Origin of the sequence: Streptomyces sp. Inha503 (assembly GCF_047215865.1) — a bacterium.
Lineage (GTDB): Bacteria > Actinomycetota > Actinomycetes > Streptomycetales > Streptomycetaceae > Streptomyces > Streptomyces lycopersici.
Genome location: NZ_CP178360.1, coordinates 8740317 through 8761315 on the forward strand (window position 1 = coordinate 8740317; position 20999 = coordinate 8761315).

Annotated in this window: 13 protein-coding genes and 1 pseudogene; 7 read left to right on the top strand and 7 right to left on the bottom strand. The window is 70.5% G+C overall.

The window, feature by feature from the left end:
* Window positions 1-105 precede the first annotated feature (105 nt).
* Complete coding sequence (locus tag ACJX2R_RS37160) at window positions 106-1398, top strand: serine hydrolase domain-containing protein (protein WP_413103644.1); 1293 nt, start codon at window positions 106-108, stop codon at window positions 1396-1398.
* 230 nt (window positions 1399-1628) lie between these two features.
* On the opposite strand, the pseudogene ACJX2R_RS37165 reads toward ACJX2R_RS37160, so the two are convergent.
* A pseudogene (locus tag ACJX2R_RS37165) lies at window positions 1629-2084 on the bottom strand (TetR/AcrR family transcriptional regulator); the annotation flags it as partial.
* Between ACJX2R_RS37165 and ACJX2R_RS37170 the strand changes: the two are divergent.
* Window positions 2077-2730: an SDR family NAD(P)-dependent oxidoreductase gene (locus tag ACJX2R_RS37170; RefSeq protein WP_413103645.1), complete on the top strand. Its 654-nt coding sequence runs from the start codon at window positions 2077-2079 to the stop codon at window positions 2728-2730. The pseudogene ACJX2R_RS37165 and the gene ACJX2R_RS37170 sit on opposite strands and share 8 nt — an antisense overlap.
* A gap of 341 nt (window positions 2731-3071) precedes the next feature.
* Here the strand turns inward: ACJX2R_RS37170 and ACJX2R_RS37175 are convergent, their stop codons facing one another.
* The gene (locus tag ACJX2R_RS37175) at window positions 3072-4601 is read right to left on the bottom strand and encodes a helix-turn-helix domain-containing protein (protein ID WP_413103646.1); all 1530 of its coding nucleotides are present in this window, start codon (window positions 4599-4601) and stop codon (window positions 3072-3074) included.
* Window positions 4602-4733: 132 nt separating this feature from the next.
* On the opposite strand from ACJX2R_RS37175, the gene ACJX2R_RS37180 reads away from it, so the two are divergent.
* Window positions 4734-5717: a hypothetical protein gene (locus ACJX2R_RS37180; RefSeq protein WP_413103647.1), complete on the top strand. Its 984-nt coding sequence runs from the start codon at window positions 4734-4736 to the stop codon at window positions 5715-5717.
* 1 nt (window position 5718) lies between these two features.
* On the top strand, window positions 5719-6078 hold the full coding sequence (locus ACJX2R_RS37185; protein ID WP_020867895.1) for a GntR family transcriptional regulator: 360 nt from the start codon (window positions 5719-5721) through the stop codon (window positions 6076-6078).
* Window positions 6079-6129: 51 nt separating this feature from the next.
* Here ACJX2R_RS37185 and ACJX2R_RS37190 read toward each other — a convergent pair whose 3' ends face one another.
* The gene (locus tag ACJX2R_RS37190; RefSeq protein ID WP_413103648.1) at window positions 6130-7029 is read right to left on the bottom strand and encodes a LysR substrate-binding domain-containing protein; all 900 of its coding nucleotides are present in this window, start codon (window positions 7027-7029) and stop codon (window positions 6130-6132) included.
* 294 nt (window positions 7030-7323) lie between these two features.
* Here ACJX2R_RS37190 and acnA point away from each other — a divergent pair, with 294 nt between their 5' ends.
* Window positions 7324-10041 carry an aconitate hydratase AcnA gene (acnA, locus tag ACJX2R_RS37195; RefSeq protein WP_413103649.1) on the top strand — a complete coding sequence of 906 codons (2718 nt, stop codon included), beginning with the start codon at window positions 7324-7326 and terminating at the stop codon, window positions 10039-10041.
* Window positions 10042-10139: 98 nt separating this feature from the next.
* Here the strand turns inward: acnA and ACJX2R_RS37200 are convergent, their stop codons facing one another.
* Window positions 10140-11075 carry a GNAT family N-acetyltransferase gene (locus tag ACJX2R_RS37200; protein ID WP_413103650.1) on the bottom strand — a complete coding sequence of 312 codons (936 nt, stop codon included), beginning with the start codon at window positions 11073-11075 and terminating at the stop codon, window positions 10140-10142.
* A 231-nt stretch (window positions 11076-11306) separates the two neighbouring features.
* Here ACJX2R_RS37200 and ACJX2R_RS37205 point away from each other — a divergent pair, with 231 nt between their 5' ends.
* Both ACJX2R_RS37205 and ACJX2R_RS37210 read left to right on the top strand, forming a co-directional pair.
* The gene (locus tag ACJX2R_RS37205; protein ID WP_413103651.1) at window positions 11307-14588 is read left to right on the top strand and encodes a GH92 family glycosyl hydrolase; all 3282 of its coding nucleotides are present in this window, start codon (window positions 11307-11309) and stop codon (window positions 14586-14588) included.
* 91 nt (window positions 14589-14679) lie between these two features.
* Complete coding sequence (locus ACJX2R_RS37210; protein WP_413103652.1) at window positions 14680-15567, top strand: hypothetical protein; 888 nt, start codon at window positions 14680-14682, stop codon at window positions 15565-15567.
* A gap of 105 nt (window positions 15568-15672) precedes the next feature.
* Here ACJX2R_RS37210 and ACJX2R_RS37215 read toward each other — a convergent pair whose 3' ends face one another.
* From ACJX2R_RS37215 to ACJX2R_RS37225, 3 genes are all read right to left on the bottom strand, one after another.
* Window positions 15673-16218, bottom strand: coding sequence for an isochorismatase family protein (locus ACJX2R_RS37215; RefSeq protein ID WP_413103653.1), 546 nt, complete (start codon window positions 16216-16218; stop codon window positions 15673-15675).
* A gap of 99 nt (window positions 16219-16317) precedes the next feature.
* A complete protein-coding gene (locus ACJX2R_RS37220) occupies window positions 16318-20175 on the bottom strand; it encodes a GH92 family glycosyl hydrolase (RefSeq protein WP_413103654.1) in 3858 nt (1285 codons plus the stop codon).
* Window positions 20176-20458: 283 nt separating this feature from the next.
* On the bottom strand, window positions 20459-20980 hold the full coding sequence (locus ACJX2R_RS37225; RefSeq protein WP_413103655.1) for a PT domain-containing protein: 522 nt from the start codon (window positions 20978-20980) through the stop codon (window positions 20459-20461).
* Window positions 20981-20999 lie beyond the last annotated feature (19 nt).

Below are 20999 nucleotides of genomic sequence, written 5' to 3' on the forward strand. Positions count from 1 at the left end.
ACTGAATGGTCGTTGTGCGCGGGACCCGCCGAACGGCCGCTCATCAGGTGAGTGCCCGGCCCCTCGACGCACACAGCAACTGTCATGCGCCGAAGGGAACCTGCCATGTCCGCACACACCCTGTCCCGCCGTCACCGGATCCGCCGTGGAGCGCTGATCACGGCGTTGGCGACCTGCATGGGCGCGGCGCTCGTGAGCTGCTCGGACGGGGCCGGGCCGGCGGCCGAGCAGAGCGTGGCGAGCCCGGCGGCCGACGCGCCACTGGCCCGCCTCGCGCAGCAGGCGGCCGACACCGGCTCCCTCGGCGTCATCGTCCGGGTCGACTCCGGCGACGGAGCGCCCGTCGAGATCGCGAAGCAGGCCGCCTGGACGGAGGACGACCACCATCTTGCCGCCGACGACCGGTTCCGGGTCGGCTCCAACACCAAGACGGTCACCGCGACCCTCGTCCTGCAACAGGTCGCCGAGAACAAGATCAGCCTCGACGACACGGTGGAGAAGTGGCTGCCCGGCCTGGTCGAGAGCGGCGAGGACATCACCGTCCGGATGCTGCTCAACCACACCAGCGGACTCGGCGACTTCCTGCTGACCCCGGAGTTCCTGCCCTCCCTCACCGGCCAGGAGAAGCGCACCTGGACGCCGCAGGAACTGCTCGCCATCACGCCCGGGCAGGACCCGCCGGCCGAGCCCGGCGAGAAGTACTCCTACAGCAACGCCAATTACGAAGCGCTCGGGCTGATTCTCGAGAAGGCGACCGGGAGTAGCCTGACCGAGCTGATCAAGGAGAAGATCACCGGGCCGCTCGGCATGAAGGACTCGTACCTCGCCACGAACGCCGACTGGGACACCGACGAGACCACTGAAAAGCAGCACGTCACCGGTTACGAGCCGGACGCCGAGCGCCTGAGGGCCATCCTCTCCGGGACCGTAGACCTGCCCGAAGGCGTCGGGTTCGCCGGTCCCGAGCGTTCCGGGGACAACATCGACACCTCCGCCATCGACCCGAGCTGGTCCTGGGCGGCAGGCGGCATGGTCTCCACCGCGCGGGACTGGCAGACCTTCCTCACCGCGCTGAACTCGGGCGAGCTGCTGCCGATGGCCCAGATGAAGCAGATGCGGACCACCGTGAACGCGCCCGAAGAAGGCGGCGGCTACGGGCTCGGCCTGATGAAGGTGGACACGGCCTGCGGCACCGTCTGGGGCCACACCGGCGGCCTGCCCGGCTACTCCAGCGAGATCTACACCGACGCGAGCGGCCGGCGCAGCGTCGCCGTCCTGACGAGCACGAACTTCGGCATCAAGGAAGAAAAGGCCGCCACCGCGAACAAGGCGCTCGTCGAAGCGGCCAGCTGCCAGATGCTCGGCGAGCCGCAGCCCTCGGACAACCCGGCCGGATGACAGCCGCGGAAGCAGGCCGCCCCTGCTTTCCGTCCGCGACCGTCTTGCTGACGACCGGGGCGTGACGGCTGCCGTGCCGCGGATCTCGCGCGGTCGCCGCACCCCGGCCTGGGACGGGGCGCGGCGCTCCGGAAGCGGAGCCGTGTTCCCTGGCGCAGCCAGGGCCACCAAGATCACTCCCCAGCCCCCGGACGATCACCGCAATAGGCCGTAAGGCCCGTCTGCCGCGCCCCCGCGTCCGCCGACGTGAGGTAGCGGGCGAGCTGTCCGGCATCGGTGTCCGGGGGCAGGTCGCCTTCGGTGACGGCTCGTCGGAACCGGTCGCGCAGACGCGCGGTGCCTTCGTTGCGCCAGGCGATGAGGGCATCGCGGGCGTGGCCCGCGGTGTCGCCGGCGGCGAGGGACGCCTGGACGCCGAGGCACCCGGTGGGGCAGTCGGGGCGGGTGGTGACCCGCACGGAGCCGTCGAGGAACGCGGTGGCCACCTGCCGGGCGGTCGGCTCCTCCAGGGCACGGGCCGCATATGAGGCGGGGCCCTCGGTGTAGCGCTCCAGCGCCCTGCGGAACAGCTCCTCCTTGTTGCCGAAGGCCGCGTACATGCTGGTGCGGGTGATGCCCATGGCACCGGTCAGGTCTGTAAGGCCGGCTCCTTCGTAGCCCTTCTCCCAGAAGACCCGCATGGCCCGCACCGGCCGACGCAAGGCCGAACTCGACGCGGCCGTCGAGACCATCGGTGCGGCGAGGGCCACCGCGGTGGCCGGAGGCATCTCCGACCTGACCGACCTGGACCGGTTGTACGACGCGGTCCGCGCCCGCGGCCGGGGCCTGGACGTGGTCTTCGCGAACGCCGCGTCCGCCTCGTCGATACCGCTGGAGCAGATCACCGAGAAGGACCTCGCCCGCGTCTTCGACGTCAACGTGCGAGGCACCCTGTTCACCGTGCAGAAGGCGCTGCCCCTGCTCAACGAGGGCGCCTCGGTGATCCTGAACGCCTCCACCGCCGCCGACAACGGCGCCGAGGGATTCGGCCTCTACGCGGCGTCGAAGGCCGCCGTACGGTCCTTCGCTCGGGTCTGGGCCAACGAACTCAAGGGCAGCGGCGTCCGGGTCAACGCCATCTCGCCGGGCCCGGTCGACACCCCCGGGGTCACCAACCTGGCCGGACCGGAGAACGCGGCCGGTCTCCGGTCCGTGCTCGCCGCGAACACCGCGCTGGGCCGGATGGCACGACCCGAGGAGATCGCCGCGGTCGTCGCCTTCCTCGCCTCCGACCAGAGCAGCTTCATCCTCGGCGCCAACCTCTACGTCGACGGCGGCGAGAACCAGATCTGACCCCGGAGTGGGGGCTTCCGGTCCGCCAGGCCGATGACTGGGCCCCGGTGCCGGGGCCGGAGCCGAAGCGGGAGGCCGGCCGGGGCGTGACGCTCGAGTGACGCTCCGGGCTCACTGGAGTCTTGTCGATGACTCCGAAATCGGCCTCCGAACTGGTGCTATGCCAGACGCATACGCTCACCACATGTTTCCGGTGACGCATCGTGTGGAGTGTGTAGCGATCTGAAGGCGTCGACGCCGACTCAAAGTCCCTGAGAAGTCCCAGGGGCGCCACCACCTCCCCTCTCACAACGCATTTGTGCAGGTCAGAAGGGGTGTGGCGGCAGTTTTTCGTAAGGCTTTCAGATGTCGCGGAAGGTCTCGATCTGGGCGCCGATCGAGTTCAGCCGCTCCGCGAGATCCTCGTAGCCGCGGTTGATGACGTACACGTTGCGCAGCACGGAGGTGCCCGGCGAGGCCATCATCGCCAGCAGCACGACCACGGCGGGGCGCAGGGCGGGCGGGCACATCATCTCGGCGGAGCGCCAGCGGGTGGGGCCCTCGACCAGGACGCGGTGCGGGTCGAGGAGTTTGACGTGGGCGCCGAGGCGGTTGAGCTCGGTGAGGTAGATCGCGCGGTTGTCGTAGACCCAGTCGTGGATCAGCGTCGAGCCCTGGGCGACGGCCGCGATGGCCGCGAAGAAGGGCACGTTGTCGATGTTGACGCCGGGGAACGGCATCGGGTGGATCTTGTCGATGGGGGCTTGCAGCTTGGACGGGCGCACGGTCAGATCGACCAGCCGGGTGCGGCCGTTGTCCGCCGCGTACTCCCGGCCGCGCTCGTGGTCCAGCCCCATCTCCTCCAGAACGGCCAGCTCGATCTCCAGGAACTCCACCGGCACCCGGCGGATCGTCAGCTCCGACTCGGTGATGACGGCGGCGGCCAGCAGGCTCATCGCCTCGACCGGGTCCTCGGAGGGGGAGTAGTCGACATCGCGGTCGATCTGGGCCACGCCGTGGACGGTCAGCGTCGTGGTGCCCACGCCCTCGACCTTGACGCCCAACTCCTCCAGGAAGAAGCAGAGATCCTGGACCATGTAGTTGGACGAGGCGTTGCGGATCACCGTGACGCCGTCGTGCCGGGCGGCCGCCAGCAGCGCGTTCTCGGTGACGGTGTCGCCGCGTTCGGTCAGCACGATGGCGCGGGTGGGGGCGACCGAGCGGTCGACGCGGGAGTGGTACATCCCGTCGGTGGCGGTCACTTCGAGGCCGAAGTGGCGCAGGGCGGTCATATGCGGCTGCACGGTGCGGGTGCCGAGGTCGCAACCGCCCGCGTAGGGAATCCGGAAGCGGTCCATCCGGTGCAGCAGCGGGCCGAGGAACATGATGACGCTGCGTGTCCGGCGCGCGGCCTCGGTGTCCATGGATTCGAGGTCCAGCACGGCGGGCGGCACGATCTCCAGATCGGCGCCGTCGTTGATCCAGCGGGTGCGGACGCCGATGCTGCCCAGAACCTCGAGGATGCGGTAGACCTCCTCGATCCTGGCGACCCTCCGCAGCGTCGTACGGCCCGCGTTGAGGAGCGTGGCGCACAGCAGCGCCACACACGCGTTCTTGCTCGTCTTGACGTCGATGGCCCCGGACAGCCGGCGGCCGCCGACCACCCGGAGGTGCATCGGGCCCGCGTAGCCGAGGGAGACGATCTCGCTGTCCAGGGCCTCGCCGATCCTGGCGATCATCTCAAGACTGATGTTCTGGTTTCCCCGCTCAATGCGGTTGACCGCACTCTGGCTTGTGCCGAGGGCCTCCGCGAGTTGGGACTGGGTCCAGCCACGGTGTTGACGGGCGTCACGGATGAGCTTGCCGATGCGTGAGAGGTAGTCGTCAGTCATGAAGAGGAGGCTATCTCACATATGAGATGCGCACGCGAGGTGGGGGCGGAAAGAGTGACGGCTCTCCGCTCGGGCATTGTTCTATTAGTATGCGAACAAGTGGGGAAACGCGTGGCGAAGTGAGGGGTCGATATGCGTCCTGTCCGACGGCGCGCGCTGGTCGTCGCACTGCCCTTCGCGCTGGCGTGGGCCGTGGTGGTGGCGACGTTCGCCGGACTGCGCGACCGGCTGCCGGACCCGCTCGCCACGCACTTCGGCGCGGACGGGAAGGCCGACGGATTCACCGGTACGGGTGCGTTCCTCTCGGTGGTCACCGCCCTCCTCCTCGGCTCCGGACTCCTCACCCTCGTACCCACCCTCCGCCTGACCAAGGGCCTCGGCGCCCAGCGGTTCGCGGTCACCCTCGGCTACGGCATGTCCGGCCTGCTGGGCTACGCCTTCGCCGCCCTGCTCTTCGCCAACGCCGACGCCACCCGCGCCTCCCGGGTCTCCCAGCCCCTGTGGCAGTTGGGCATCGCCCTCGCCGTCGCGGCCGCCATGGGCGCGCTGGGCTGGCTGCTCGCGAGCCGTGACGCGGCGCCGGAGACCGATGCCGGGCGGCGGGCCGCCGCGCCCCGGCTCCCGCTGGCCACGGGCGAAGTGGCCATCTGGACGCGCACCGTCGGATCGCCCGTGCTGCTCACCGTGGGCGCGGGGACCACGCTGCTGGGCGCGGTGCTGGTCGCCGTGGGCTTGGGGACGGAGGCGTGGCTGATCGCCATCGGGCTGATCGTCATCGGGCTGGTCTGCACGGCACTGGCCCGCTGCCGGGTGACCGTCGACCGCCGGGGCCTCGCCCTGGCCCTATGGTTCGCCCCGCGGCCCCGGATGCGGATACCGCTGGACCGGATCGAGCGGGCCACCAGCCGCGAGGCCGCCGCGCTGAGCCTCGGCGGCTGGGGCTACCGGGTCCGCGGCGGCGGCAGCGCCCTGGTGTTCCGCTCCGGCGACGCGCTGTTCCTGACGCTCGCCACGGGCCGGGAGTTCGCGGTGACGGTGGACGACGCCGCCACCGCCGCCGCGCTGCTCAACACCCTGATCGAGCGCGACCGCCCCGCGGCGGGGGAGCGGGGCTGAGATGCTCTTCCGCGTCGACCCCGGCTCCGCGGTCCCGCTGGCCGACCAGATCGCCGCCTCCGTACGCGGCGCGATCGCCGACGGCACCGTACGCCCCGGGGAACGCCTCCCCGCCGCCCGCGCGCTCGGCGAATCCCTCGGCGTCAACGTCCACACGGTCCTGCGCGGCTACCAACGGCTCCGCGAGGAGGGCCTGATCGAACTCCGCCGAGGCCGCGGCGCGGTCGTCACCGGCGACCAGCCCACGGCCCGCGCCCGGCTCCTGGAGGGCGTCCAGGGCCTGGTGGACCAGGCCCGCGCCCTGGGCCTCTCCGACGAGGAGGTCCTCACCCTGGTCAGAACCCGCCTCGCGGGCGGCTGAGGCCCGTCGGAGGTCGCGTCGACGACCGGGGCAGGGGTCCGGGCCCCGGGATCACCCGTACCGGTGACGGTCCCCCGTCACCACCGCCGCCAGCGTTCGGGCCGGGCCGTCGACCGCGGGGCCGTGGAGGAGTTCGGTGCGGTGGAGGAGGCGGGGGGCGATCAAAGGGGCGGTGACGATGCCGGGGGTGCCCTTGGTGGCGGGGTGGGGGAGGAGGGTCAGGCCGTGGCCGGCGGCGGTGAGGGCGAGGAGGCCGCGGACATCGGTGCCCTCGTACGTCAGCGAGGCGCGGAAGCCGTCGGTCCGGCTGACCGCGCGCAGCTGCTCGAGCGGCATGGCGGCGTCCGGGGCGTCCAGCCAGTGGGTGTCGGCGAGGTCGGCCAGTCGCAGGCCGAGGCGGCGGGCCAGCGGGTGGCCGGTGGGCAGGGCGACCACCAGCGGGGCCTCCGCGACCGTGACCGCGGTGAGCGGGCCCACCTCGGGCAGCGGCAGGGCGTCGGCGGTGGTGGCCGGGCCGTCGATCAGCCCCAGGTCCAGGGTTCCGGACGCCACCGCGGCCGGGATCTCCCGGCGGCCGAGGATCCGCAGGGAGGCCTTGGCGGCCGGATGCGCCTGGCGCACCCGGTCCAGGGCCGCGGCGATTCTCGGGGTCATCGCCAGCGGCGAGGCCCCCACGACCAGCCGGGCGGCGCCCGACCCCGACAGCCGCTCGACGTCGGCCCGCGCCGCGTCCAGACGGAGCAGCAGCGGACCGGCGTGTTCCAGCAGCCGGGCGCCCGCGCTGGTGAGCATGACCGGCCGCCGGGTCAGCAGCGACGTCCGCAGCTCCGCTTCCAGGGACGCGATGTGCTCGGAGACCGCCGCGGGGGTGAACCCCAGCTCATGGGCGGCGTCGGAGAAGGATCCGCAGCGGGCCACGGAGATGAACGTGCGGAGCAGATGCGGGTCCATGGCAGCAGTATCGCGGTGGTGGGCGCGGCTCAGTCGGCGATCACCCTTACCGGTGAACACGGGTGGAGATGGGTGAACATCGATGCCCCGACCGCGCTCGCACCCGGGCAGGGCATGACCGCGCGGGGGCGATGTATTAGGGTTATCTCGACATCGAGATATCTGCTGGAAGGCGCATAGCCGCCCCGCGTCGGTAAGGCTTACCTAACTTAGCCATACCTTAGCGGATCGGCGCGGGCATGTGACGGCAGCATTGCGGTGGTACGCGCGAAATCATGCATGAAGGAGACTGTCGTGTCGGCGAACAGCTTCGACGCCCGCAGCACCCTGCACGTGGGCGACGAATCGTACGAGATCTTCAGGCTGGACAAGGTCGAGGGGTCGGCCCGGCTCCCTTACAGCCTCAAGGTGCTGCTGGAGAACCTGCTCCGCACCGAGGACGGCGCGAACATCACCGCCGACCACATCCACGCGCTGGGCGGCTGGGACTCGCAGGCCCAGCCCAGCCAGGAGATCCAGTTCACGCCGGCCCGCGTGATCATGCAGGACTTCACGGGTGTGCCCTGCGTGGTCGACCTCGCCACCATGCGTGAGGCCGTCAAGGAGCTCGGCGGCGACCCGGCGAAGATCAACCCGCTGGCCCCGGCCGAGCTGGTCATCGACCACTCCGTGATCGCCGACCGCTTCGGCACCCCGGACGCCTTCACCCAGAACGTGGAGCTGGAGTACGGCCGCAACAAGGAGCGCTACCAGTTCCTGCGCTGGGGCCAGACCGCCTTCGACGAGTTCAAGGTCGTCCCGCCCGGCACCGGCATCGTCCACCAGGTCAACATCGAGCACCTGGCCCGCACCGTCATGGTCCGGAACGGCCAGGCGTACCCGGACACCCTGGTCGGCACCGACTCCCACACCACCATGGTCAACGGCCTCGGTGTGCTCGGCTGGGGCGTAGGCGGCATCGAGGCCGAGGCCGCGATGCTGGGCCAGCCGGTCTCCATGCTGATCCCGCGCGTCGTCGGCTTCAAGCTCACCGGCTCGCTGCCGACCGGCACCACCGCCACCGACCTCGTGCTGACGATCACCGAGATGCTGCGCAAGCACGGCGTCGTCGGCAAGTTCGTCGAGTTCTACGGCGAGGGCGTGTCCTCCATCCCGCTCGCCAACCGCGCCACCATCGGCAACATGTCGCCGGAGTTCGGTTCCACCGCCGCGATCTTCCCCATCGACGGCGAGACCATCAACTACCTGAAGCTCACCGGCCGCAGCGAGCAGCAGCTCGCGCTGGTCGAGGCCTACGCCAAGGAGCAGGGCCTGTGGCTGGACCCGGCCGCCGAGCCGGACTTCTCCGAGAAGCTGGAGCTGGACCTGGCGACGGTCGTCCCGTCGATCGCCGGCCCGAAGCGCCCGCAGGACCGCATCATCCTGGCCGAGGCCGCCGAGAAGTTCGCCCAGGACGTCCGCGCCTACGCCCCCGTGGCCGACCTGGACGAGGCGGGTGTCGAGTCATTCCCGGCCTCCGACGCCCCGGCCGTCTCCAACGGCGTGCCCACCAAGCCGACCCCGGTGATCGCCCCCGACGGCTCGCAGTACGAGATCGACCACGGTGCCGTCACCGTCGCCGCGATCACCTCCTGCACCAACACCTCCAACCCGTATGTGATGGTCGCGGCCGCCCTGGTGGCCAAGAAGGCCGTCGAGAAGGGCCTCACCCGCAAGCCGTGGGTCAAGACCACCCTGGCCCCCGGGTCCAAGGTCGTCATGGACTACTACGACCGCGCCGGGCTCACCCCGTACCTCGACAAGCTGGGCTTCAACCTCGTCGGCTACGGCTGCACCACCTGCATCGGCAACTCCGGCCCGCTGCCGGAGGAGGTCTCCAAGGCCGTCAACGAGGCCGACCTGGCCGTCACCTCGGTCCTCTCCGGCAACCGCAACTTCGAGGGCCGGATCAACCCCGACGTCAAGATGAACTACCTGGCGTCCCCGCCGCTGGTCGTCGCCTACGCCATCGCCGGCTCCATGAAGGTGGACATCACCAAGGACGCCCTCGGCATCGACCAGGACGGCAACCCGGTCCACCTGACGGACATCTGGCCCTCCGAGAAGGAGGTCGAGGAGGTCGTGGCCTCCGCGATCGGCCAGGAGATGTTCAACACCAGCTACGCCGACGTCTTCGCCGGTGACGCCCAGTGGCAGTCGCTCCCGGTGCCCACCGGCAACACCTTCGAGTGGGACCCGGAGTCCACCTACGTCCGCAAGCCCCCGTACTTCGAGGGTCTGACGATGGACCCGGCCCCGGTCGAGGACATCGCCGGTGCCCGCGTGCTGGCCAAGCTGGGCGACTCGGTCACCACCGACCACATCTCCCCGGCCGGTGCGATCAAGGCCGACACCCCGGCCGGCAAGTACCTCACCGAGCACGGTGTCGAGCGGCGTGACTTCAACTCCTACGGCTCCCGCCGCGGCAACCACGAGGTCATGATCCGCGGCACCTTCGCCAACATCCGGCTGCGCAACCAGATCGCGCCGGGCACCGAGGGCGGCTTCACCCGCGACTTCACGCAGGACGGCGGCCCGGTCTCCTTCATCTACGACGCCTCGCAGAACTACCAGGCGGCCGGCACCCCGCTGGTCATCCTGGCGGGCAAGGAGTACGGCTCCGGCTCGTCCCGCGACTGGGCCGCCAAGGGCACCGCGCTGCTCGGCGTCAAGGCCGTCATCGCCGAGTCGTACGAGCGCATCCACCGCTCGAACCTCATCGGCATGGGCGTCCTGCCGCTCCAGTTCCCCGAGGGCGCCTCGGCGGACTCGCTGGGCCTGACCGGCGAGGAGACTTATCAGATCACCGGCGTCACCGCGCTCAACGAGGGCGGCATCCCGGAGACCGTGAAGGTGAAGGCCGGCGCGGTTGAGTTCGACGCCAAGGTGCGCATCGACACCCCCGGCGAGGCGGACTACTACCGCAACGGCGGCATCATGCAGTACGTGCTGCGCTCGCTGATCCGCAAGTAGGCGCGGCTCAGCGCCTCAGCGGCTCAGCCTCACGGCGGCGACGACGGGCCGCACCCCCGGGCGGGGGTGCGGCCGTCCGCGTACCGGAGACACCACGGTCAGAGAAACGTCCCCGAGGGGATGTACGGCATCGGCGGCGGCATCCCCCGCAGACACACATAGCCGCTCGTGGACAGCTCGAGCCCGGCCTCGATCCCCACGTCCACCGCCCACTGCTGCTCGGCCGTCAGCCCCGCGACCCGGGCGTCGGTGCCCTCCGGAAGGCACAGCAGCGCTGCGGTCAGCAGCCGCTTCGCCAGCCGCCGCGAGGTCGCGGCCAGCATCTCGACCCTGCCGTCCTCGCCCACGTAGCAGTAGCCGCTGCCCGCGAGGTCGTCCACCACCAGCAACCGCCGCTGGGTGAGCAGCAGTTCGTGGTCGGCGCCGTGCGCGCCGCCCCGGGTGCGGCGGTCCACCGAGTCCAGCAGGTCCCGGTGGCGGGCCACGCCCTCGTGCACCGCGCCGTCCGGCGGGGACAGCCGCTCCTTGGTCTCCGGTCCGACCGTGCCGCGCAGCCGCATCGCTGGATGCAGCGCGAACCCCGCGCGCCGGTAGGTGCTCGCCGCGCGCGCGTCCTCCGATCCGCAGATGATGCCGCGCAGACACCCCCGTCCGTACAGCAGCGCCGCAGCCAGCAACTCCCGGCCCACGCCCTGCCGCTGGGCCCGTGGCAGCACCGCGAACATCGACAGCCCCCAGGTGCCCTCGCGCCGGGCCGACAGCGTCACACCGAGCGGCATCCCGGACTCGTCCAGGGCGAGCCAGCAGCCGCCCGGGTCGGTGCGGGCGAGATGGCGGTGCCGCTCATGGACCTCGGCCGCGTACCCCGGCGGCCATCCGTCCTTGCCCGCGAGGGCGGCCGAGTCCCGGAGGGCGGCCGAGTCCCGGAGGGCGGCCGAGTCCCGGAGGGCGGTGGAGTCCCCGAAGGCGGCGGCCACCACCTCCCATGCCGCCTCGGCGTCCTCGTCGGTGTCACGTAGCTGGCGGAGGATCATGCGCCCATGATGGCCCGTCCGATGGGCGATTGTCGGTACGCGGAAGCGGCTTGCTCGACCGGCGAACGCGACAACGTTGTCAGACTGACTGTAACGATCAGTACGCCGCCAACCAGGCGTCCCTGTCAAGACCGTCCCCGCACCCTTACGGCCGACGGCCCCCGTGCGGTACGGTCCCCACGGCTTGCTCGACCCGGCGATCGCGGCCCTTCCGAACAAGGTGGGACCGCAATGCCCTCAAGACCCCTGGCCGCCCTGGCGGCCGCGGCCCTGACCGCGGGGCTCCTCGCCACTGCGGCCACCGCGCCCGCGTCGGCCGCCCCGCCGCCGACGCTGGTCAAGGACCCGGCGGCGTACGTCGATCCGCTCATCGGCAGCTCGGCGGGCGGCAACACCTTCCCCGGTGCCGTCGCGCCCTTCGGCATGCTGTCGTGGAGCCCGGAGAACACCCGCGGCGACGCCACCCGCACCGCCGCGCCCGGCGGCTACCACTACGACGCCACCCGCGTCCGCGGCTTCAGCCTCACCCATATGTCCGGCACCGGCTGCGCGGGCGGCGCGGGCGACATCCCGTTCTTCCCCCACGTCGGCGAGGTCACCACCTCACCCGCCGCCGACACCAAGGACCAGGTCTACGCCTCCGACTTCAGCCACTCCGGCGAGACCGCCGAACCCGGCCGCTACAAGGTCTCCCTCGCCTCCGGCGCCGGTGCGGAGCTGACCGCGACCGCCCGCACCGGCTCGGCCCGCTTCACCTACCCCGCGGACAAGACCGCCTCCCTGCTGATCCGCACCTCCTCCTCCGAGGTCGGCAGCTCCGACGCCGACCTCACCATCGACCCGGCGCACCGCACCGTCTCCGGCTCGGTCACCAGCGGCAACTTCTGCGGCTATCTCGACCCCGAGGGGCGCCGCAGCTACTACACGCTGCACTTCACCGCCACGTTCGACACCCCGTTCACCGCCCAGGGCACCTGGCGGGACGGCACCCTGCGGCCCGGCACCACCAGCGCCCAGGGCGGCTCCGGCGGCTATGGCGGCGACGGCCGCCCGGTGGCCGGGAAGGGCTCCGGAGGCTATCTCCAATTCGCCCCGGGCACCCGCCGGGTGGGCGTCAAGGTCGGCATCAGCTACGTCAGCGACCAGGGCGCACGGGCCAACCTCGCCGCCGAGAACCCGCCGCGGCGCGGTTTCGACCAGGTGCGGAGCGCCGCGTACGACGCCTGGCGGCGGCAGCTGTCGGCCATCCGGGTCGGCGGCGGCGCGGACGCGGACCGCACCACCTTCTACACCGCGCTCTACCACTCGCTGCTGCACCCCAACGTCATCAGCGACACCGACGGCCGCTACCGGGGCAGCGACGGTGAGGTGCACCGGGTGAGCCGGGGCCACCGGGCCCAGTACGGCACCTTCTCCGGCTGGGACGTCTACCGCTCCCAACTCCAACTGCTCACCCTGCTGGAGCCGGACAAGGGCTCCGACATCGCCCAGTCCCTGCTGAACCTCGCCCAGCAGAACGGCGGCGTCTGGGACCGCTGGCTCCAGGGCGCCTCGGGGACGCATGTGATGAACGGCGACCCGTCGGCTGCCGCCCTCGCCGGGATCCGGGCCTTCGGCGGCGACGACTACGACCTCGACGCCGCCCTCGACTCGCTCGTCAAGGCGGCCACCGTGCCGACGGAGAAGGACCTCAGCCCGGCGGGCAAGCCCATCATGTCGGTCGGTCAGCGGCCCTCCCTCGACAAGTACCTGAAGCTGCACTACATGCCGTCCGTCTCCAACGCCTGGGGTGGCGCGGCCGAGACCCTGGAGATGTCCGGCGCGGACTTCGCCCTCTCCCAACTGGCACGGGCCGCGGGCCGTAAGGACACCGCCGAGACCTTCGCGCGCCGCGCCCAGTGGTGGCAGAACAACTTCAACGCCGCCGCCGACCCGGAGACCGGCGGCTACGCCGCCAACCGTAAGGCCGACGGCAGCTGGGTCACCGGCTTCACCCCGGCCACCGGCAACGGCTTCGTCGAGGGCACCAGCGCCCAGTACACGTGGATGGTCCCGCACAACCCCGCCGGTCTCTTCGCCGCCATGGGCGGTAAGGACGCCGCGGTGAAGCGTCTGGACGCCTTCTTCCACGACGCCGACGGGGGCTGGGCGCTCACCGGGGCGGGCGGCGAGAAGTCCGAGCTGGACAACGAGCCGTCGATCAACGTCCCCTATCTGTACGCCTACGCCGGACAGCCGTACAAGACGCAGGAGACCGTGCGCGCCGCGATGCGCCAGCTGTGGACCACGAAGTCCGGCGGCATCCCCGGCAACGACGACCTCGGCGAGATGTCGTCGTGGTACGTCTTCTCGGCCCTCGGCATGTATCCGCAGGTGCCCTCCCGCGCCGAACTGGTGCTGGCCTCGCCCCTCTTCCCGCGGATCGAGATCGACCGCGGCGGCCGGGACATCTCCATCAGCGCCCCGCAGGCCGCGCCCGGCGCGCCCTACGTGCAGGCGCTGAAGGTGAACGGGCGGGCGAGTGACCGCCCCTGGCTGCCGGAGTCCTTCGTACGGCACGGCGGAACGCTGGACTACACCCTGTCCGACGCCCCCGACCGCGCCTGGGGTTCGGCCCCGTCCGACGCCCCGCCCTCCTTCCGCGAGGGCGAGCAGCCGTACCAGATCGGGGTGGGCCCGACCACGGGCACGCTCGCCCCGGGCGACAGCCTGACCGTGAAGGTGGCCGCCGTCCCGGTCAGCGAGGGCGACCGCCCCGAGGTGCGCTTCACCACCGACGCCCCCGACGGGATCACCGCCTCACCCGCCTCCGGGACGGTGGGCGCGGACGGCACGGCGGAGATCGCGCTGCGCGCGGGGAAGGACACGGCCGAGGGGTTCTACGACGCGAAGGTGACGGTGACCAGCGAGGGCACCGAGGTCGTCCAGCCGATCACGCTGACCGTGGCCGCCCCCGGCTCGCTGCTCGCCGCGTACAACAACGTCGGCGCGACCGAGGACGCCGGCGAGCACGACGAGGGCGACTACGACGGCGGCGGCTGGAGCTACTCCCGCCAGGCCCTCGCCGCCGCCGGCCTCGAGCCGGGCGCCAAGGGAACCACCCAGGGCCTGGACTACACCTGGCCCACCTCCCCGTCCGGCCGCCCCGACAACGCCTCGGCCACCGGCCAGACCATCGCTCTCCCGGCCTCCACCGCCCTGTCCTTCATCGGCAGCGCCGTCAACGGCAACCAGAAGGCCACCGCCAAGGTCACCTACACGGATGGCAGCTCGGACGAGGCGGACCTGTCCTTCACCGACTGGACGGTGGGCGGCGGCGCCGGAACCGTCCAATACGGCAATGTGACCCTCGCCAAGACCCCGTACCGCAACATCAGTGGCGGCGACAAGGACGTGGTGGACGCCTACATCTTCGCCACGAAGGCGTTCCGGGCACCGGAGGGCAAGACGGTCAAGAGCGTCACCCTGCCGGACAACGCGGATCTCCACGTCTTCGCGGTCGCCCGCGGCTGAGTGAGTCAACGCGAAGAGTCGCGACCTACGATCGAGTGAAGTGAGGGCAAGGGCCACCGGCACTTGCCCTCCCCTCTCTAGGTTTCGACGCATGGTCAGTTCTTCACACGAGGCCCTCCACCGGATTTTCCAGGAGGACACCGGCGCCATAGTCCGAGCGCTCAGACAACTGCTCGGCGTCCCCTTCCCGGAGACGAGCAGCGCGTTTGTCGTCAGCCCCGACCTCACCGAGATCGCACCGGTTGAGAGGCGCGTGGACACGCTGCTCCAAGTCGAGACCGAGGCTGACGGCACGTATCTGTTCGCCATCGAATCCCAGAGCAGAAGAGATCCGAAGAAGCCTGCGGCCTGGGCCTACTACCTCTCGTACATGCACGCCAAATTCGGCCACCAGCCGGTGCTGATCGTGCTCTGCCCGGATGAGGCCACCGCCCGATGGGCCGCTCACCCGATCAGGCTCGGCATCCCCGACTGCCCGTCCCTGACGGTTCGCCCACTTGTCCTGGGCCCCGGAAACACTCCTGTCGTCACCGACGCGAAGGACGTGGTCCGGGATGTTCCGATGGCCGTCTTCTCGGCGATTACGCATAGTAAGAGCGAAAACGTCGATGCCATACTGAAGGCACTGGCGACCACGCTCAACAGTCTCGACCCCGAACAGGCAACGATCTACGCCGAGCTCGTCGAAGCGGGACTCGGAAACACCCCGGCACGAAAGATCTGGAGCGACCTGATGTCCGCGTTGCTGAACTTCTTCCGTTCCGAGCACGCCCAGCGAGCCTTCGCGGAGGTACGAGCTGAGACCCAGGTCGAGGCCCGTGCCGAGAGCGTTTTGCGGGTCCTCAACGCTCGAGGGCTCGAAGTCACCGCCGCGACCCGCGAGCGCGTGGGGTCGTGCAAGGATCTGGACCTCCTCGACACGTGGCTTGACCGTGCGGTGACTGTCTCACGTGCGGAGGAACTCTTCGCCGACAGTTAGCGTCGCCTGTTCGCGTGGGGTGGCGGGGGCGGGGCCGGTGAGGTCGTACGTACGTCCCGCGTGGCCTGGCTCCCGCAGGTCCGCCGAGACGGCCCCTACCGCCCGCTAACCGGCGGTGAAGTCCATTTCGGCCGCGGGCACCACGCGGACGCGGCGCCCCGGAAAGTCGATCTGCCGGAAAATCGCGTTGTGGTGGGCGATCGACCGCTCCGGCGGGGCGAAGTCGCCGGTGTCCGGCCGCTCGGATGTGGTGTGCCCATCGGCGACCAGCACCACGTCGTACTGGTGGCTCAGCGCCTGCCGGGCCGTGGTGTCCACGCAGATCTCGGTCGCGAACCCGGTGACGACCACCGCGGTGACTCCCAGCGCCTTGAGGGTCTTGTCGAGATCCGTGTCCAGGAAGCTGTCCGCACTGGTCTTGTGGACGATCACCTCGTCGGCGGAGGGCCTGAGTTCGGGGACGATCTGCCAGCCCTCCGTACCGGGCTCCAACTCGACGCCCTGGTGCTGAATCGTCACCACCGGTACGCCCGCGGCCTTGGCCCGTTCGCGCAGCTCCGCGATCACGGCGACGGTTTCGGTGGTCCGGTGCGAGATCGCCGCCAGGGCGTTCTGCATGTCGATGACGAGGAGCGCGGGGGCATGTGGCATGGACCCACCGTATCGGGCCGCCCGCGCTCGCGATGCGTGAGCCGCGGCCAGGGCCGGGCGGGCCGGGTCCGCGGATACGGACCCGGCCCGCCCAATCGCTCAGCCGAGGAGTTCGACCTCCGCCAGTGTCGACTTGTCGTCCGGCACCAAGCGGTAGTGCTCGTACGTGCCCGGCGTCCGTACCGTGAAGACGCGGGTCTGCTTGTCCCAGGACCAGGACTCGCCCGATCTCCGGTCCAGGTCCCGCCACTTCTCGCCGTCCGGAGAGCCCTGGAGCACCCATCCCGTCGGGGCCTTGCCGCGCTCCGACGAGGTCAGGGTGTACTGCACCGCGCGGCCCGGCTCCGTGACCGGCAGGTCCACCGACTCGAAGGCCGCCTCGGTGCCCGAGGTGTTGTCCAGCAGCGCCGTACCGCCGCTCGGCACCGTCAGGTCGTGGCGTGGGGTGGGCACCTTGTCGTCCTTGGTGATGGAGGACGGCGCGGCGTTCGCGCCGGTGCCCCAGGCCGACGGCTTGGGACCCATCGCGAACTCCAGGGTGCCGCCCTTGGCGATCACCGAGTGCGGCAGCGCGGTGGAGTTCCACGCCTTGCCGTTGACCTTCAGACCCTGGACGTACACGTTCCGCGCGCTGTTGCGCGGGGCCTTGACGACGAGGTCGCGGCCGTTCTCCAGATGCACCGTGACCTTGGTGAACTGCGGCGATCCGATCGCGTACTCCGAGCCGCCCATCACCAGCGGATAGAAGCCCAGCGAGCTGAAGAGGTACCAGGCGGACTGCTCGCCGTTGTCCTCGTCGCCGTGGTAGCCCTGGCCGATCTCGCTGCCGGTGTAGAGGCGGGAGAGCACCTCGCGCACCTTCTCCTGGGTCTTCCACGGCTGGCCCGCCGCGTCGTACATGTACGTCGCATGGTGGGCGACCTGGTTGCTGTGGCCGTACATGCCCATGCGGACGTCCCGCGCCTCGGTCATCTCGTGGATGACGCCGCTGTAGGAACCCTTGAACTCAGGTGAGGCGGTCTCCGGGGTGGAGAAATAGGTGTCCAGCTTCTTCGCCAGGCCCGCGCGGCCGCCGTAGAGGTTGGCCAGGCCCCGGCTGTCCTGGGGCGCGGTGAAGGCGTAGCCCCAGCCGTTGGTCTCGGTGTAGTCGTAGCCCCAGATCCGGGGGTCGTACTTGTCGGAGGGCACGCGCCACTTCCCATTGGCGTCCTTGCCCTGGAAGAAGCCCGCCTTGTCGTCGAAGAGCGAGACATAGCCCTGCGCACGGTGCAGGAAGTACTCGGACTCCTCCTTGTAGCGCGCCTTCTTCGTCTTCGCGTAGAGCGCCTTGCCCATGTTGGCGAGGCCGAAGTCGTTGAGATAGCCCTCCAGCGCCCAGGACAGCCCCTCATGGGTCTCGGTGCTGGTGTAGCCGAGGAAGGGCGAGCTGGCCATGCCCTTCCGGCCGACGCCCGACGTGGGCGGCACGGTGGTGGCGTTCTTCAGCGCGGCCTCGTACGCGGCCTCGGCGTCGAACCGCACGCCCTTCAGGTACGCGTCGGCGAAGGCCACGTCCGAACTGGTGCCGGTCATCAGATCGGCGTAGCCCGGTGAGGACCAGCGGGATATCCAGCCGCCGTCCTTGTACTGCTGTACGAAGCCGTCGACCATCGTGCCCGCCCGCTTCGGGGTGAGCAGGGAGTAGGCGGGCCAAGTGGTGCGGTAGGTGTCCCAGAAGCCGTTGTTGACGTACACCTCGCCGTCGACGATCTTCGCGCCGGTGTGGGTCGGGGTGTTCTCCCCGGTGGCCGGCGAGAAGGCGCTCGCGTACTGGTTGCGGGGCTTGGCCACCGTGCCCGTGTTCTCGAAAGCGGAATTGGGATAGAGGTACAGCCGGTAGAGGCTGGAGTAGAGCGAGGTGAGCTGGCCGCGGTCCGCGCCCTCGACCTCGACCCGGCCCAGGATGTTGTCCCACTCCGCCTGGGCGGCCCGCTTGACCTGCCCGAACGACCGCGACGCGGGCAGCTCCCGGTCAAGGTTGGTCTTTGCCTGGTCGACGCCGATCAGCGAGGTGGCGAGTCGGAGGGTGACCGTGCGGTCCTTCCCCGGCTTGAAGCGGAAGTAGCCGGTGACGTCCTTGCCGCCGCCTCCGTCCAGCTTGCCGCTCGCGCTCACCGGGGTGTCGAAGACGCCGTAGACGAACAGCCGGGTGGCGCCCGCGGACCCCCCGCTCTTGACGTCGGAGTAGCCGGTGACGACGCCGTGCTCGGCGTCGAGGGTCAGCCCGCCGTTGTTGTTGACGTTGTCGAAGATGACGCTCGCGTCCTCGCCCGGATAGGTGAAGCGCATGGCCGCGGCGTGATCGGTGGGCGCCATCTCGGCGGTGAGGCCGTTCTCGAAGGTCACCCCATAGTAGTAGGGACGGGCGGTCTCCTTCTCATGGCGGAAGGGGAGCGCGCGGGCGGTGCGCCCGGCGTCGGGGGTGCCGCTCGCCCCGGACGGCATCACCTGGAAGGTCTGCCGGTCGCCCATCCAGGGGCTGGGCTCATGGCTGGCGCTGAACGACTGGATGGTGGGGAGGTTGTCGTCGTTGTTGGCGCGGGCGTACTGGTAGAGCCAGTCGGTGGAGCCCGCGTTGGTCACCGGCGTCCAGAAGTTGAAGCCGTTGGGGACGGCGGTGGCAGGGAAGTTGTTGCCGCGCGAGAAGCTGCCGCTGGAGTTGGTGCCGCGGGTGGTCAGCGCGTAGTCCGACGGGTGCGCCAGCGGCTTCTCGGGCGCCTTGGGGGCGATGGAGATGTCGTCCACCCAGCCGCGGAACTGCGCGGGGCCCTTGGGGGAGTCGTAGGCCACGAGGATCCGGTCGACCGTCTTGCCCGCGGCGACCGCGCCGATCCGCGACTCCTTGTGGTTCCACTGGTTGACGTAGAGCGTCTTGGAGGCGGCCTGGCCCTGCGGGCTCATCCGGGCGCCGTGCTGGTCGACCGCGCCGGGCAGCTCGCTGAGGTAGGTGCCGTCGGTGAAGGCGAGATCGACGGAGACATGGGTGGCCGGGTAGTCGAGGTCCGTCTCGGGCATCGACGGGAAGATCCGGTAGGACAGCTGGGTGTCCCGGGTGACGGCCGTGTCGACGTCGAAGACCTTGTTGTACGAGTACGCCCGGCCGTCCGGCTTGTGGGTGCCCGCGTACAGCAGGGCACGGGTGCCGGTGAAGCCCGCGTTGGCCTTGGCGGTGGGGGAGCCGGTCGGGCCGCGGTCGGTCTGGGTGCGCATGTCGGCGGGCGCGGGCGGGGTGGTGTCGCCGTTCGCGAACTGCACCTCCGCGAGCTGGACGATGTCGTCCCCGGCGTTGCGGGTGATCTCCAGCCGGAAGTGCTTGAAGGCCGTGGAGTTGTCGAACGAGAACTCCCGCGTCTGCTGGCGCGAGGAGAACGTCTCGTCCTTACGGGTGTCCAGCGTCGTCCAGTCGGAGCCGTTGGCCGAGCCCTTGAGGGTCCAGTCCTTCGGGTCCCGGCCGGGGGCGTCGTTGGCGGAGGTGAGGGCGTAGCGGACGGCCTCCACCGGCTCGCTCAGGTCGAACTCGAGCCAGGCGGTGGTGTCGAAGGCCAGCCACTTGCTGGTGACCTCGCCGTCGACGAGGTTCTCCTTGATCTCCCCGCCGTCGGCGTTCTCCGCGCTCGCGCGGACCTCGGTGACCTTGTCGGTGACATTGCCGGGGATCCCGGAGGAGTAGCCTCCGTCGACTCCCGACGCCTTCTTCTTGCCGTCGGGGCCGGTCTCGACCGTGTTCCGCCAGTCGGGCTGGGGATCGCCCGACTCGAAGGACGAGGCGAAGGTGCGGTCGGCGTGGTGCGCGGAGTCCGGGCCGGCGGGGGCGGCGACCGCACCGCCCTGGGCCGTCACCGCCAGCAGGACGGCCGCCACCAGGGCGGCCGACCGTCCGATCCCACGCCATCGTCTCTGGGGTCGTCTCTGTCGCATACTCAGCCTCTCAACGAGTCTGACAACGTTGTCCACTGGGTCGGGCAGAGATAAGTAGGGAGGCAGGGGGAGGGTGGTGTCAAGGTTGCGGACAGCGCTCAATGGGCGCCCGTGCGGCGGGTGGTACGCCGCGGGCCGTACCCCGGTCGGTGGTACGGCCCGCGTCCATGGGGGCGATTCCGTGCGCCCGTTGAGCTTGCTTCTGGTGTGTCGTCGAGGTTGGCCCTGGCGCGTTGTCGAGGTTTGCTCCTGGCGTGTCGCCGAGGTTGGCCCTGGCGCGTCGTCAGCCCGCGTTGTCGGACTTGGTGGCGAGCGACAGTCGGCACTTCTTCGCGGTGTGGGAGCTGTCCGCCTTGAGCCCGGTGACCTTGATGGTCTTCTCGGAGCCGCCCGCCACGGAGGCGTCGGACTCCACCCCGGTGGTCACGACCTCCTCGGAGCTGTCCACGAAGCCGACCAGCAGCGAGTAGTAGGCCGTGCTGGAGCCGGAGTTGCTGATCTTCACATTGGCGTAGGGCTTGCCGTTCGAACCCCATCCGCAGGTGCCCATCTTGGCGTCCGGGGTGACCAGTCCTGAGCCGCCGGTGGGGGAGTCCGACGGCTCGTCATACGGGTCGTCGGTGGGCTCCTCGGTCGGTGCCTGGGTGGGCTCCACCGGCAGCTGGGCCATGCCCTTGCCGATCGCCGCGCCGCCCTTGCTGTCCCCGGCGGACGAGCCCCCTCTGTCGGCGCCGCACCCCGCGGTGGCCGCGAGTGTCGCGGTCACGACAATGCTGGTGGCGAGGGTGAGCTGCTTCCGGGACACGGGAACCGCCTTTCGGGGA

Excerpts from the sequence above, each read along its gene's own strand:
- ACJX2R_RS37185 (WP_020867895.1), top strand. The coding sequence starts at position 5,719 with ATGCTCTTCCGCGTCGACCCCGGCTCCGCGGTCCCGCTGGCCGACCAG.
- ACJX2R_RS37160 (WP_413103644.1), top strand. The coding sequence starts at position 106 with ATGTCCGCACACACCCTGTCCCGCCGTCACCGGATCCGCCGTGGAGCG.
- ACJX2R_RS37180 (WP_413103647.1), top strand. The coding sequence starts at position 4,734 with ATGCGTCCTGTCCGACGGCGCGCGCTGGTCGTCGCACTGCCCTTCGCG.
- ACJX2R_RS37220 (WP_413103654.1), bottom strand. The coding sequence starts at position 20,175 with ATGCGACAGAGACGACCCCAGAGACGATGGCGTGGGATCGGACGGTCG.
- ACJX2R_RS37170 (WP_413103645.1), top strand. The coding sequence starts at position 2,077 with ATGGCCCGCACCGGCCGACGCAAGGCCGAACTCGACGCGGCCGTCGAG.
- ACJX2R_RS37190 (WP_413103648.1), bottom strand. The coding sequence starts at position 7,029 with ATGGACCCGCATCTGCTCCGCACGTTCATCTCCGTGGCCCGCTGCGGA.
- ACJX2R_RS37175 (WP_413103646.1), bottom strand. The coding sequence starts at position 4,601 with ATGACTGACGACTACCTCTCACGCATCGGCAAGCTCATCCGTGACGCC.
- ACJX2R_RS37205 (WP_413103651.1), top strand. The coding sequence starts at position 11,307 with ATGCCCTCAAGACCCCTGGCCGCCCTGGCGGCCGCGGCCCTGACCGCG.
- ACJX2R_RS37215 (WP_413103653.1), bottom strand. The coding sequence starts at position 16,218 with ATGCCACATGCCCCCGCGCTCCTCGTCATCGACATGCAGAACGCCCTG.
- ACJX2R_RS37200 (WP_413103650.1), bottom strand. The coding sequence starts at position 11,075 with ATGATCCTCCGCCAGCTACGTGACACCGACGAGGACGCCGAGGCGGCA.
- ACJX2R_RS37210 (WP_413103652.1), top strand. The coding sequence starts at position 14,680 with ATGGTCAGTTCTTCACACGAGGCCCTCCACCGGATTTTCCAGGAGGAC.